Raw genomic sequence first — 12,836 nt, 5'->3', positions numbered from 1 at the left:
ACCAAATATTGTGACAAGTGCAACGCTCCTTTTTCTCGTCATCGGGTTGGGCCTTGTCGCCTGGTTTTTTGGTCGCATTAAAGCGGCCGGACTGAAAACCAGCGACAGCAATAACCGTTCAACGCTAAATTCCCTGCCCAATTATCATGGCTGGTATGTGGCAATATGGGCAATTGTCCCGGCGACTATTTTCATAACCGTCTGGAGTTTCGTCAGCCCCGCCCTGATCACCGACGCAGCGCTCACCAGCCCTGCTGCAGCACAATTGCCACAAGATGGTTTTGCGCGCGCAGCCATTTTGTCGGAAGCTCGCGCCATTGCATACGGGAATCAGGTAAGTGCTTTTAATCCCCTATCCCGGACTATGATCGAGCCCTATCGCGACGCGATCGCCTATTTTCAGATGATCGGCGCAGTTATCGCCTTGCTTCTGGTATTTGCATGCGGCGCTTATGCCTGGCTTCAGATCAAGCCCGATCTCAGGGCCCGCACCAAAATCGAGCGGGTTACAATGCTGCTTCTGCTGCTCGCATCGCTGATCGCGATCATTACCACAGTCGGAATTTTCCTCTCGCTGGTTTTTGAATCGGCCCGGTTTTTCTCGATGGTCTCTCCGATCGACTTTCTGTTTGGCACCGAATGGAATCCGAAAGCGGTTGCCGGCCCGCGAGGCGAAACCGGATTTGGCGCCATTCCGCTCTTCTGGGGTACGGTTTTCATTGGTGCGATCATCGCCATGATCGTGGCGATTCCGCTCGGATTGATGAGCGCCATCTATCTTACCCAATATGCCCCGGCGAAATTTCGTTCATGGATGAAGCCGATACTCGAGGTGCTCGCCGGCGTGCCGACCGTTGTCTACGGCTATTTCGCCGCGCTCACCGTGGCTCCGGCGCTGCGTGACTTTGCTGTTTCTATCGGTATTTCTAGCGCTTCGTCGGAGTCCGCTCTGGCAGCCGGTCTGGTGATGGGTATCATGATCATTCCGTTTGTTTCTTCGATGGCGGATGACAGCATCGCGGCGGTCCCCAGCGCCATGCGTGACGGATCTCTCGCCATGGGCGCAACCAATAGCGAAACCATCAAGAAGGTCTTGATTCCCGCTGCACTGCCGGGCGTTGTTGGAGGCGTTTTATTGGCAGTAAGCCGCGCTATTGGCGAAACGATGATCGTCGTAATGGCAGCCGGTCTGGCAGCCAATATGACCGCCAACCCCTTTGCCAGCGTAACCACCGTCACCACACAGATCGTGCAACTGCTGACTGGCGATCAGGAATTCGACAGCCCCAAAACTCTGGCGGCTTTTGCCCTTGGCCTCGTCCTCTTTATCGTGACTTTGCTGCTTAACCTCATCGCCTTGCGCGTGGTCAAAAAATACCGGGAAGCTTATGAATAATAGCCTGTCCGATACAAAGCGTCGCCCGACCGACTGGCAAGGCGCGGAAATGCAGAAACGCATCGCTCGCCGCTATGCTGCCGAACGCCGGTTCAAGGCGCTTGGCGTGGGCGCGATCTTGCTGTCCGTCGGTTTTCTGGCCTTTCTGCTCGTCGTCATGATGGGCAATGGGTTTCGTGGCTTCACGCAGACAGAACTGCCGGTCGTGATTGATTTTCCTGCGGCCACCGGAGGCGCTTCATCCAGCCAGTTCGAAGGTCCAAACGGAGCGGCAAATGTGCAGACTATGGGGCTGCGCGAGATCGTCGATAGCAGCATCGAAATTCAATATGGTCAGGATGGTACCAGCTTATTTTCGTCGGGCGGCTGGACGGCCGTCAGTGCGACGATTTTAAACAATCCTAAAATTGTCGAACAGAAGGCCACAATCTATCTTCCGGTCAACTCGGAAATCGACGTCGCCTACAAAGCTTCCGGCAATCCCGAAGCCGAACAGAAAGTTGAGGCGCTGGGCGATCAGCTGTCGATCGGGTTCAACTGGAATTTTCTGAGCAATTCAGATGCCACCGATCCGATGCAAGTAGGGATATGGGGCGCATTCAAGGGCTCACTGATCACCATGATCGTGACATTGCTGCTTGCCTTCCCCGTTGGGGTGCTGGCCGCCCTCTATCTCGAGGAATATGCGCCGAAAAATCGGTTCACCGATCTGATCGAGGTTTCGATCAACAATCTGGCTGCGGTGCCGTCGATCATTTTTGGCCTTCTGGGGCTGGCAGTGTTTCTGAACTTCTTTGGTCTGCCGCGCTCCGGCGCGCTGGTTGGTGGCTTGACCCTGGCACTGATGACGATGCCGGTGATCGTGATTTCCGGACGCAATGCCGTGAAATCGGTCCCCCCTTCGATACGCGAAGCAGCCCTGGGCATCGGTGCCAGCCCGTTGCAGGTCGTGTTCCACCATGTTTTACCGCTTGCCCTACCTGGCATATTGACCGGAACCATTATCGGCATGGCCCGCGCACTCGGCGAGACGGCCCCTTTGCTGATGATCGGCATGCGGGCGTTTATCGCCACCCCGCCAAGTGGTATCACCGACCCTTCCACCGTTTTGCCGGTCCAGATTTTTCTGTGGTCCGACGAAGTCGACCGGGGTTTCGTCGAGAAAACATCAGCAGCTATCATTGTGCTGTTGTTATTCCTGCTGACAATGAATGCGCTGGCGATTTATTTGCGAAACCGCTTTGAAACCCGCTGGTAGAGCCCAAATGCATGATGATCAGACCATAAAAGAACCGATTGAGAGCGTAACTATGACAGATTCGGCTACGACGACGGCGACAACAGCAGACGGTGGCACACCGAAAATGTCTGCTCGTCACGTCAACGTATTCTATGGCGACAAACAGGCTATCAACGACGTCTCGATTGATGTGAACATGGAAAATGTCACCGCATTCATCGGACCGTCCGGATGCGGCAAGTCCACTTTTCTTCGCTGTATGAACCGGATGAACGATACGATTCCCATCGCCCGTGTGACGGGGGACATCACGCTGGAAGGCGATGATATTTATGCGCCGCAAATGGACGTGGTGCAGTTGCGCGCGCGGGTCGGCATGGTGTTTCAAAAACCGAACCCTTTCCCCAAGTCCATCTATGATAATATTGCCTATGGCCCGCGAATCCATGGCCTTGCGAGCGGCAAGGACGAACTGGACAATATTGTCGAATCCTCATTGCAACGCGCCGGGCTGTGGGGCGAAGTTAAGGACCGGTTGCAGGATAGCGGCACCGCCTTGTCGGGCGGCCAGCAACAGCGCCTGTGTATTGCGCGGGCGATCGCGGTGGATCCCGAAGTGATACTGATGGACGAGCCCTGCTCTGCGCTTGACCCCATTGCGACCGCCAAGATCGAAGAACTGATTCATGAACTGCGTGGCAAATATGCTATCGTCATTGTGACGCACAATATGCAGCAAGCGGCGCGTGTCTCTCAGAAAACCGCCTTCTTCCACCTCGGAACCCTTGTGGAATACGGGGACACGACCGATATTTTTACCAATCCACGCGAAGAAAAAACGCGGGATTATATCACCGGTCGCTACGGCTGATATCTCGAAGCTTAGGAACAAGTAATGGTCAACAGTGGCACAGAACATACGGTCAAAGCCTTCGATTCTGACATCAATGAATTGCGAGGAATGGTCGCAGAAATCGGCGGACGCAGCGAACAGGCAATAGTCAAGGCGATGCGGGCACTTGAAAAAAGTGACCTGGATCTGGCGGCTGAAGTCGTCAGAGAAGACAAGTTGATCGACGAGCTGGAAAAGCGGATCGACGAACTGACCTTTCAAACCATCGCCCTGCGGGCACCGATGGCCGATGACCTGAGAGAATTGATCGCGACGTTCAAAATCTCCGGCGTCGTAGAGCGCATTGGCGACTATGCGAAAAATATCGCCAAACGGGTTCCGCTGGTTACCCAGACCCATCATCTGGGGCCGATCTCGCTGCTTCCTTCAATGTCGAAAATTGCCGGTGAATTGGTCCGGGATTCGCTCGATGCCTTTGCCCGACGCGATGCCAATCTGGCCATGGAGGTGAACCAGCGCGATCAGATCGTCGATGATTTTTATAACAGTATTTTCCGCGCCGTTATCACCCATATGATCGAAAACCCGAAGGATATCGGCGAAGCGGCGCATTTGCTGTTCATCGCCAAAAATCTGGAACGGATTGGCGATCATGCTACCAATGTTGCCGAAATGGTCTATTTCGCAGCTACCGGAGAACCGATGCCAGAACGCGACCGGGGGGAAAACCCCACGACGCCGGTCGATGAAGCCCTGAACGATGGTGCTAGCTGATGCCAAATGCAAAATTACTACTTGTCGAAGATGATGCCGCCCTTGCGGAGCTTTTGTCGTGGAATTTCAAAAAAGAAGAATATGACGTGATCCACACTGCGGATGGCGAGGAAGCGCTTCTGCTGGTGCAGGAACATCGCCCGGATGTGATCCTGCTCGACTGGATGCTGGAAAGCCTTTCGGGGATCGAAGTGTGCCGACGCCTGCGACGCTCCTCGGAAACGGCGAATATCCCGATCATCATGCTCACCGCCCGGGGAGAGGAAGAAGACAAGATACGCGGTCTCGAAACGGGTGCGGACGATTATATCACCAAACCTTTCAGTCCTCGCGAACTGATCGCCCGGGTCAAGGCCGTGTTGCGCCGCGTCCGTCCCGCGCTGGCCGGCGAAAAGCTGACTTTTGGTGATCTTGAAATGGATACGGTCGGCCACAAGGTCAAACGCGACGGAGATACGATTCCGCTCGGGCCGACCGAATTTCGGCTGCTCCGACATTTTCTGGAACATCCCAACTGGGTATTTTCGCGAGAACGGCTGCTCGACAGTGTCTGGGGCCAGGATAGTGATATTGAACTGCGCACCGTGGATGTCCATATCCGGCGCCTTCGCAAGGCGCTGAACGCAAATGGGCGCTCCGACATCATCAGGACGGTGCGTTCCGCCGGCTATGCTCTCGATACCGACGCTGTAGAAGGGTAATCCTCCGCGCATCCCGCTCGGTGCGACCGGGCTTTCCCATTTATTCGGCGACCAGCTTCATGAGCTTGCGCTCGACCGGAGCAAGAACGCCGACAAGCTCGTGACCACGTTTCAATATTTGTCCCTGCTCACCGTGCAATGACCACATGCCCTGGCGGTTGCGCTCCGATGGCCGTTTCTCGATCCGAATCTGGGGCCGCTCCGAACTACGCCGAAAGGCCGCAAAAATTGCGACGTCCCGGCGCATGTCCATGGCATAATCTTTCCAGTGACCAGCAGCCACCATGCGTCCATAAAGGTTGAGAATACGTTCCATTTCGCGGCGCTCAAATCCGACTTGAGACGGGGTGCCCCGTTGCGGAAAGACAGATATGTTGGAGCCGCCAGTACGCATCAAGCGCTATCGCGTCCCTTTGCCACGACCGTTTTACCGTCGCGGTTCCGTTCCTCGGCGAACGCCGCGATACGTTTCTGCAATTGCTCCATTTCACATTGCAGAATTTCCAGTTTTTGCGTCGATGGATCGAAAGACTCGCTGCACGGCGTACCATAGGGCACAAAATCTTTCTGATATTCCCGTGCCTCTACCAGGGTCGGCCGGGCCCGGACGCCAACCATGGTTGCTCCGTCCGGGACATTCTGCGTCACGACAGCATTCGCCCCCACGCGCGCCCGTTTTCCAACCGTAATCGGACCTAATATCTGGGCTCCAGACCCCAATATGACATCATTTTCAATCGTCGGATGCCGCTTGCCACCGACACCGTTGGCCGGGTTTGTACCGCCCAGGGTCACACATTGATAAATCGTCACATTATCACCAATTTCAGCAGTTTCCCCGATGACAGTAAAACCGTGATCGATAAACAGGTGACGGCCGATTTTCGCGCCAGGGTGGATATCTATCGCGGTAAAAAAGCGCGAGATGTGGTTGATCAACCGGGCAAAAAAATAGAGTTCGCCTTTGAACAGCCAGTGCGCAAGTCGATGCAGACCAACGGCCAGTACACCGGGGTAAAGCAGCACTTCCCAGCGGGACCGCGGTGCAGGATCCCGAGCCTTGATGGAATCCAGATAAGCGCCCAGTTCCCGAAACATATATTTTCCCCGGATATTGCGAAGACCTGCAAAATAGGCACGACAATCCGGTATTTCCAGTCTTTTTTCGAAACCGAAACCGGATGATGCTTTCCAAATGGCTTGTGATCACTATATTAGATCACAAGCCAACAACTGATCGAAAGCTTCGATAATGTCGACCTATCTGCCCACGCTAAAACAATTGCAATATCTCGTAGCGCTGAAAGAACATGGCCATTTTGGCAAAGCAGCAGAATCCTGTTTCGTCACCCAGTCGACATTGTCCGCCGGGATAAAGGAGCTTGAAGCCTTGCTCGACATCGTTTTGGTCGAGCGCACACGCCGGGTCGTCCGCTTCACCGAGCTGGGCAATCAAATGGTGGAAAAAGCCTATTGCATCCTGCGCGAGGCTGAAGAGCTTTCAGAAATGGCACGGTCCGCCGGGAAGCCGTTGTCCGGTGATATCCGGATGAGCGTTATCCCGACCATCGCTCCCTTCCTGCTCCCCCGCTTGCTCCCGCAACTCCGCAAGGAGCGCCCCGAACTCAAACTATATTTGAAGGAAGAAACCAGCCAGGCGGCCTGCGATTCTCTCCATCATGGCCATGCAGATTGCGTCCTGCTGGCACAGCCTTTTCCCTGCGGGGATGTCGAGAGCGAAGTGCTGTTCAGCGACGAGATTTTCGTTGCCTTCCCGAAGGATCATCCCCGCGATCCACCCGCAGAAATTGATCCCGCAGTTATCGACGAAACCCAGCTCTTGCTGCTCGAGGATGGACATTGTCTCAAGGACCACGCTCTGGCGGCCTGCAATCGTCCAGAATTGAGGGCTTCAGCCCGCATGATGGGGACGTCGCTGCACACTCTGGTCCAGATGGTAGACAATGGACTTGGGCTAACACTGCTTCCCAAAATGGCGATCGACAGCGGTATATTGAACCATACCAACATCGTCGCACGGCCGCTGAAATCCGATCGCGCCACGCGTGATATCGCACTGGTCTGGCGAAAGAACAGCCCGCGGCGAAGCGAATTTCAGCTACTTGCAGAGATTATGAAAGGCGCACAAAACTGGGTTTCCAAAGCCGCCGCCTAGCGCGCTTTCTCATTCATCCCAATTTTTCGACGCTTCTATATCGGATGCCCGTTCTTCCACCCAATCGGTTGCTCCGTTGGCGCGCGTTTCTTTTTTCCAGAACGGCGCCACGGTCTTTAGCTTGTCCATGATGAAGTTACAGGATTCTATCGCCGCCTTGCGATGATCGGAGCCGGTCACAACAAGCACGATATTCTCACCAACCGATAGCTTGCCAACGCGATGAATGATCGTGATCGCATGAAGCGGCCAATCGGATTGGGCGGTTGCGGCAATTTCGCGCAGCGCCTTGTCTGTCATCGCCGGATAATACTCCAGCTCGAGTGTCTCGAGATCGCCGTCTCCCCGAACCTGCCCAATGAAGCTGGCGATGGCACCACCGCCCTGCCCTGCGACACGCTGGGTCTCTCTGCCGACATCAAAATCTGCCGGTCCGACCTCTATTTTGATCATCCTCCGGTAACCGGCGGAAAAATCGCCAGTTCCCGCGCCAATCCGACCGTAGATGTGGTTGTGCCATAGTCCTGGTCGAGGGCAAAGCGCAGCTTCGCGACATCGGACAAGACTTCTGTATAGGCGGCACCCCGGGCGGAAAGCATGGCCAGGACATCGGCAATCGTATTGATACCCTCATCCAGAATTACAAGTTCCCCGTCGACACCCAGCCGTTCCCTTACCCAGGCAAAATATAATATGTTGAGCGAGCGATCCATCAGTCCATATGCTTCAACCCGACACGCAGATAATCCCATCCGGTGATCAGGGTCAAAATCGCGGCAGCCCAAAGCGTCCACAAGCCGACAGTTTGAACAATCGGGAAATGCGGCATGCCACCAGCCAGAATAAGGGCGCCGAGCGAAATCATCTGAAAACCCGTCTTCCACTTGGCCAGTTGTGACACCGGAACGCTGACCTGCAAACCGGCCAGAAATTCCCGCAAACCGGACACAGTGATTTCACGCAGCAAAATGATGATGGCGGCGATGACGTGCCACCCGTCAATGTCCCGCGTAAAAATCAGCATCATCACCACCGCGGCAACCATGATCTTGTCGGCTATCGGGTCCAAAAATATGCCGAGCTTGGAAACCGTGCCTTGTGAACGAGCCAGGTAACCGTCGAAATAGTCGGTCACCGCCATCAGGCAATAAAGACCAAAGGCCAGCAGATAGTCGATCGGAAGGGGCTGAGGGCTTTGCACGCTGAAGTTCGGCCAAAGCAGAAAAACCAGAATAGGTACTGCAAATATCCGGGAAAGTGTCAGTATGTTTGGCAAATTCAACATCGCAGCCTTCGCATAGACAGATTTGCCACAAATGAAAATTGATTCAGCCAACTAATATATATAATCAGAACCAAGCCATACGTCATTCGATTTGACGCCGAGGCGGAATGGGCTAAGAGTGTCGCAACGCTCATTTTTCGTTCGAAAAGAGATTTTCCTTGATGCAGAATACAGCGCATTTGCTGCGGACAAGGAGATTTCTGCCCTTGTTTCTGACGCAGCTACTCGGGGCGTTTAACGACAATCTTTTCAAATTCTCGATGGTCATTCTCGTGACTTATGGGATTTACGAGAGTGAATCCGAGGATTTCGCGTTCAACGCACTCGCCTCGGGCCTCTTCATCCTGCCATTTTTCCTGTTTTCTTCCCTCGCCGGGCAGCTGGCAGACAATTACGACAAGGCGCGGATCACACGATTCGTGAAAACGCTGGAGATATTCATCGCCGCTATCGGCGGGGTCGGCCTCTGGCAGCAATCCATTCCCATCATGCTCACCGCCCTGTTTCTACTTGGCCTCCAATCCACCTTTTTCGGTCCGATCAAATATGCTGTGCTGCCGCAGCATCTGGAGAGGGATGAAGTGCTCGGCGGCACCGGACTGGTCGAGGCGGGCACCTATATCGCAATTCTCGCGGGAACGATTCTCGGCGGGATCATCATTGACCGCAATGGCAATGGCGTCGAAATCGCAGTTGTCACAGTCTTCCTGGTAGCGCTGATCGGCCGTGTCGCAGCCCAGTTCATGCCACCGGCGCCCGCGCAGAAAGAGATTGAAAAAATTGACTTTAATTTTGTCCGCTCTTCTATCCGATTAATCTCGGCAACCCTGCATGTTCGCAGATTATATCTCGCCATTATCGCGATCAGCTTTTTCTGGACCATTGGATCCGTTCTGATCATCCAGTTCCCGCCGCTGGTGGAAAATGTCCTGACCGCAGCCCCGCAGGTCGCCAGTCTCTTTCTCGGAGTCTTCTCTATCGGCATCGCCATTGGTTCGGTACTGGTCAATCGCCTGTTGAAAAGCGAAGTTTCCGCGCGTTTTGCTCCGATCAGCGTCATCGTGATGGGTGTTTTTGTCCTGATACTCTACTTCATTGCGCGGGGATGGGAGGGCCTGCCGGATGGCGAACTCTACACCTTCAAAACATTCATCGTGCACGACGGATCCTGGGCCCTGCTCGGGACGCTTGCCGGTGTTTCGATATTTGGCGGCATGTTTGTCGTACCGCTCTATGCCTTTTTGACCACGACGGTCGATATCAGTGAGACCGCACGCACTATTGCCGCCAATAATGTTGTCAATTCGGGCTGCATGGTTTTGGGGGCCCTAGCCGCCCTGGGTCTCAGCCTGATGGGCGTCTCGACGACTGACCAGCTATTACTGGTCACCGCCATGTGTCTGGTGGCCGCATGGCTAGGACAGCAACTGCACCGCGCCTGCGACTGATCACCCGCCAATCGACAAATCAGAATATGAACGTATAAAATGCCGTGAAAAAGGCAAGAAAGCTCAGGAGAAACAGGCTTACATCCTCTCCCAGCCATTTTCCTTTCGCCGCAGCCGTCAAATCGTGATCCTCCTCTGCGATTTTTGCGATATCGCTCGGCAGGCTTCGGCGAAAAGCATGACTAACATCATCGTTGGCCAGAACTAGCGGTCTCAAACTTTCTCGGTCCATGCGGGATAGTTAACGATTTATTATCCATGTTTTCCAGCTTCAATTTCAACTTTATGGTTAACGTCTTGAATTGGAACAAAGGACTGAACCGGAACTTTTCCAGTAGTAGGCCTAGTAAAAGTTAACCAAGAACATGTTGCCTAGCTTAAAATGCTGATTCTAGACCCACGAAAACCTGTGTGATCTTTGCAACGGATTCCTAAAATCACCAATTTGAACAACAACATGGTTGATTTCAACGATCTGTTATGCGAATGGCTAATTCGTATTTGAGTGAAATGCGAAACCCTGAAGGAGCAAATTATGCGTTTCGGTAAAATTGTAATGGCTGCAGCAGCAGCATCGCTTGTAAGCGCACCCGTCTTGGCACAGGCTGTACAGCCTGCTTCATCTGTTGCACGCACCAGTGCAACTGTTGAAAACGAGAATGATCTTGAGGGCGGCTCAGGCATTATTGTTGCTATTCTCGCGGCAGCAGCAGTCATTGGCGGCATCGTTGTCGCAGTTGACGGCAGCAGCAACACCCCAACCAGCCCCTGAATCTGGTTTGGCATATAAATTATGAAATGGCGGCCAATTGGTCGCCATTTTTTTTGATGCTTTGACGAAGTAGTAAATAAGGGTGTCGAGAGTCATCGCCTGCAATTCGACCAGCGATTCTGGCCCTTGATCAAAAGACGGAAAGCCTTTGGTTGCACATCGGGACAGGACTACCCATATCCGGCTTCATGACAGAAAATCAGCAACATGGCCTGCAGCAATGGCATGGCACAACAATCCTTTCAGTACGCAAAAATGGCAAGGTAGTCGTAGTCGGCGACGGTCAGGTTTCCATGGGCCAAACGGTCATGAAACCAAATGCCCGCAAGGTACGACAGCTGCACGATGGATCGGTGATCGGCGGCTTTGCAGGCGCGACCGCGGATGCCTTCACATTATTTGAACGGCTGGAAGCCAAGCTCGAACGCCACAATGGCCAGCTGATGCGCGCAGCGGTTGAACTGGCCAAAGACTGGCGCACCGATAAATATCTCCGCAATCTGGAAGCGCTAATGATCGTGGCGGACAAGGATGTTACGCTAATTCTGACCGGCAACGGCGATGTGCTGGAACCAACCGAAGGAATTGCGGCAATCGGCTCGGGCGGAAATTTCGCGCTCGCAGCGGCCCGGGCGCTGAAAGACTATGAAAAATGCGCTGAAAAACTGGCGAAAAAAGCGATGCAAATTGCTGCGGAAGTTTGCGTCTACACAAATGATCAAGTCACAATGGAATCGCTTGCGAGCGATAGCTGATTTCAATCTGACCGGTCACCTCAATGAATGAAGAGAATAATAGCATGCAGGATAACCTGACCCCCAAAGCCATCGTCAAGGCATTGGACGAACATATCATCGGCCAGAAGGATGCAAAACGTGCGGTTGCCGTGGCGTTGCGCAATCGTTGGCGGCGGCAGAGGCTGCCGGCTGAGCTGCGCGAAGAAGTAACCCCGAAAAACATCCTGATGATTGGGCCCACAGGTTGCGGCAAAACCGAAATTTCCCGGCGCCTGGCAAAGCTGGCCGATGCGCCCTTTATCAAGGTTGAAGCCACCAAATTCACTGAAGTTGGCTATGTCGGCCGCGATGTCGAGCAAATAGCCCGCGATCTCGCCGAGGAAGCAGTGCGTCTGGAACGTGAACGGCGGCGGTCGGCAGTGCGCGATGCGGCCTCGGAAGCCGCGATGAATCGGCTGCTTGACGTCCTCTGCGGGGACAATGCCAGCGAAGCAACCCGGGAAAGCTTTCGTCAACGGGTCGTCGACAATCACATGAACGACACCGAGATCGAGATCGAGGTCGAAGACACGCCCCATATGCCAATGGACATCCCCGGCATGAACGGTCAGGTCGGCATGATCAACCTGTCCGACATGATGGGAAAGGCCTTTAATCAGAGCCCGCTGAAACGCCGAAAAATGCGCGTCGCAGATGCATGGGACAAGCTGGTAGAAGAAGAATCGGACAAGCGCCTAGACGACGACGATATTTCCCGGTCGGCGATCAGCGATGCCGAAGCCAATGGCATTGTATTTCTCGACGAAATTGACAAGATCGCCGTAAGTGATGTCCGTGGCGGATCGGTAAGCCGTGAGGGAGTTCAGCGCGACCTGCTGCCGCTGATCGAAGGCACAACGGTGGCGACAAAATATGGCCCGATGAAAACCGATCATATCCTGTTCATTGCGTCAGGTGCTTTCTCCATATCCAAACCCAGCGACATGCTCCCCGAACTGCAGGGCCGTCTACCGATCCGGGTGGAATTGCGAGCGTTGACAGAAGCTGATTTTGTCCGGATTTTGACCGAGACCAAAGCGAATTTGCCGGAACAATATGTGGCACTGCTTGGAACCGAAGATGTCAAAATCAATATCACCGAGGATGCGATCAGGAAGCTTGCCGAAATCGCCGCCAATGTGAACGAGACGGTCGAGAATATTGGTGCACGCCGACTCCAGACCGTCATGGAAAAACTGTTGGAAGACATAAGCTTCACGGCAGAAGATCGGACGGGCGAAGAAATCCGCGTCGACGCGGCCTATGTCGAAAAGCAGCTGTCCGACGTTGCGAAGGACACTGATCTGTCAAAATATGTTCTATGATCATATCGGCACCCTGGTCTGCCACAAGCGGATCGGCAGAGTTGAATTTTCGGCGCTGTAACGGAACGGTTGGATTGCACGAATAGCTTC

General features: G+C 54.0%; 16 protein-coding genes. 10 read left to right on the top strand and 6 right to left on the bottom strand.

What is annotated here, in order from left to right:
- Window positions 1–10: 10 nt before the first annotated feature.
- The 5 genes from pstC to phoB are packed head-to-tail and all read left to right on the top strand — an operon-like array spanning window position 11 to window position 4,964.
- The gene (pstC, locus tag ACN0WX_RS10515; RefSeq protein ID WP_417622264.1) at window positions 11–1,396 is read left to right on the top strand and encodes a phosphate ABC transporter permease subunit PstC; all 1,386 of its coding nucleotides are present in this window, start codon (window positions 11–13) and stop codon (window positions 1,394–1,396) included.
- Window positions 1,389–2,654, top strand: coding sequence for a phosphate ABC transporter permease PstA (gene pstA / locus ACN0WX_RS10510; protein WP_417622263.1), 1,266 nt, complete (start codon window positions 1,389–1,391; stop codon window positions 2,652–2,654). Before pstC ends, pstA begins: the two co-directional genes overlap by 8 nt.
- Window positions 2,655–2,706: 52 nt before the next feature.
- Window positions 2,707–3,507 carry a phosphate ABC transporter ATP-binding protein PstB gene (gene pstB, locus ACN0WX_RS10505; RefSeq protein ID WP_417622262.1) on the top strand — a complete coding sequence of 267 codons (801 nt, stop codon included), beginning with the start codon at window positions 2,707–2,709 and terminating at the stop codon, window positions 3,505–3,507.
- Window positions 3,508–3,531: 24 nt separating this feature from the next.
- Window positions 3,532–4,263, top strand: a complete 732-nt coding sequence (gene phoU / locus ACN0WX_RS10500) for a phosphate signaling complex protein PhoU (protein ID WP_417622261.1) — start codon at window positions 3,532–3,534, stop codon at window positions 4,261–4,263.
- Complete coding sequence (phoB, locus tag ACN0WX_RS10495; RefSeq protein ID WP_417622260.1) at window positions 4,263–4,964, top strand: phosphate regulon transcriptional regulator PhoB; 702 nt, start codon at window positions 4,263–4,265, stop codon at window positions 4,962–4,964. Before phoU ends, phoB begins: the two co-directional genes overlap by 1 nt.
- 40 nt (window positions 4,965–5,004) lie before the next feature.
- On the opposite strand, the gene ACN0WX_RS10490 is transcribed toward phoB, so the two are convergent.
- Window positions 5,005–5,358 (bottom strand): DUF2794 domain-containing protein, encoded by a 354-nt coding sequence (locus tag ACN0WX_RS10490; protein WP_417622444.1) that lies wholly within the window; start codon window positions 5,356–5,358, stop codon window positions 5,005–5,007.
- Window positions 5,358–6,062: a serine O-acetyltransferase EpsC gene (gene epsC, locus ACN0WX_RS10485; protein ID WP_417622259.1), complete on the bottom strand. Its 705-nt coding sequence runs from the start codon at window positions 6,060–6,062 to the stop codon at window positions 5,358–5,360. The genes ACN0WX_RS10490 and epsC overlap by 1 nt, the downstream gene beginning before the upstream one ends.
- A 154-nt stretch (window positions 6,063–6,216) precedes the next feature.
- On the opposite strand from epsC, the gene ACN0WX_RS10480 reads away from it, so the two are divergent.
- Window positions 6,217–7,140 (top strand): hydrogen peroxide-inducible genes activator, encoded by a 924-nt coding sequence (locus tag ACN0WX_RS10480; RefSeq protein WP_417622258.1) that lies wholly within the window; start codon window positions 6,217–6,219, stop codon window positions 7,138–7,140.
- Between the two features lie 9 nt (window positions 7,141–7,149).
- Here ACN0WX_RS10480 and ACN0WX_RS10475 read toward each other — a convergent pair whose 3' ends face one another.
- The 3 genes from ACN0WX_RS10475 to pgsA are packed head-to-tail and all read right to left on the bottom strand — an operon-like array spanning window position 7,150 to window position 8,425.
- Window positions 7,150–7,593 carry a molybdenum cofactor biosynthesis protein MoaE gene (locus ACN0WX_RS10475; protein WP_417622257.1) on the bottom strand — a complete coding sequence of 148 codons (444 nt, stop codon included), beginning with the start codon at window positions 7,591–7,593 and terminating at the stop codon, window positions 7,150–7,152.
- Window positions 7,590–7,853 (bottom strand): MoaD/ThiS family protein, encoded by a 264-nt coding sequence (locus ACN0WX_RS10470; RefSeq protein WP_417622256.1) that lies wholly within the window; start codon window positions 7,851–7,853, stop codon window positions 7,590–7,592. The genes ACN0WX_RS10475 and ACN0WX_RS10470 overlap by 4 nt, the downstream gene beginning before the upstream one ends.
- On the bottom strand, window positions 7,853–8,425 hold the full coding sequence (pgsA, locus tag ACN0WX_RS10465) for a CDP-diacylglycerol--glycerol-3-phosphate 3-phosphatidyltransferase (protein WP_417622255.1): 573 nt from the start codon (window positions 8,423–8,425) through the stop codon (window positions 7,853–7,855). Before pgsA ends, ACN0WX_RS10470 begins: the two co-directional genes overlap by 1 nt.
- Before the next feature lie 161 nt (window positions 8,426–8,586).
- On the opposite strand from pgsA, the gene ACN0WX_RS10460 reads away from it, so the two are divergent.
- Window positions 8,587–9,873 carry an MFS transporter gene (locus ACN0WX_RS10460; RefSeq protein WP_417622443.1) on the top strand — a complete coding sequence of 429 codons (1,287 nt, stop codon included), beginning with the start codon at window positions 8,587–8,589 and terminating at the stop codon, window positions 9,871–9,873.
- Between the two features lie 19 nt (window positions 9,874–9,892).
- Here the strand turns inward: ACN0WX_RS10460 and ACN0WX_RS10455 are convergent, their stop codons facing one another.
- The gene (locus ACN0WX_RS10455; RefSeq protein ID WP_417622254.1) at window positions 9,893–10,090 is read right to left on the bottom strand and encodes a hypothetical protein; all 198 of its coding nucleotides are present in this window, start codon (window positions 10,088–10,090) and stop codon (window positions 9,893–9,895) included.
- A gap of 318 nt (window positions 10,091–10,408) precedes the next feature.
- Between ACN0WX_RS10455 and ACN0WX_RS10450 the strand changes: the two genes are divergently transcribed.
- The 3 genes from ACN0WX_RS10450 to hslU all read left to right on the top strand — a co-directional run bounded on the left by ACN0WX_RS10450 (window position 10,409) and on the right by hslU (window position 12,746).
- Complete coding sequence (locus ACN0WX_RS10450; protein ID WP_417622253.1) at window positions 10,409–10,645, top strand: hypothetical protein; 237 nt, start codon at window positions 10,409–10,411, stop codon at window positions 10,643–10,645.
- Window positions 10,646–10,833: 188 nt separating this feature from the next.
- Complete coding sequence (gene hslV / locus ACN0WX_RS10445) at window positions 10,834–11,400, top strand: ATP-dependent protease subunit HslV (RefSeq protein ID WP_417622252.1); 567 nt, start codon at window positions 10,834–10,836, stop codon at window positions 11,398–11,400.
- A gap of 44 nt (window positions 11,401–11,444) precedes the next feature.
- The gene (gene hslU / locus ACN0WX_RS10440; RefSeq protein ID WP_417622251.1) at window positions 11,445–12,746 is read left to right on the top strand and encodes an ATP-dependent protease ATPase subunit HslU; all 1,302 of its coding nucleotides are present in this window, start codon (window positions 11,445–11,447) and stop codon (window positions 12,744–12,746) included.
- The last annotated feature ends 90 nt before the right edge of the window (window positions 12,747–12,836 follow it).

It is taken from the genome of Parasphingorhabdus sp. (assembly GCF_048269915.1).
In the GTDB taxonomy this organism is placed as follows: domain Bacteria; phylum Pseudomonadota; class Alphaproteobacteria; order Sphingomonadales; family Sphingomonadaceae; genus Parasphingorhabdus.
This window is presented reverse-complemented; position numbering and strand designations above follow the sequence as displayed.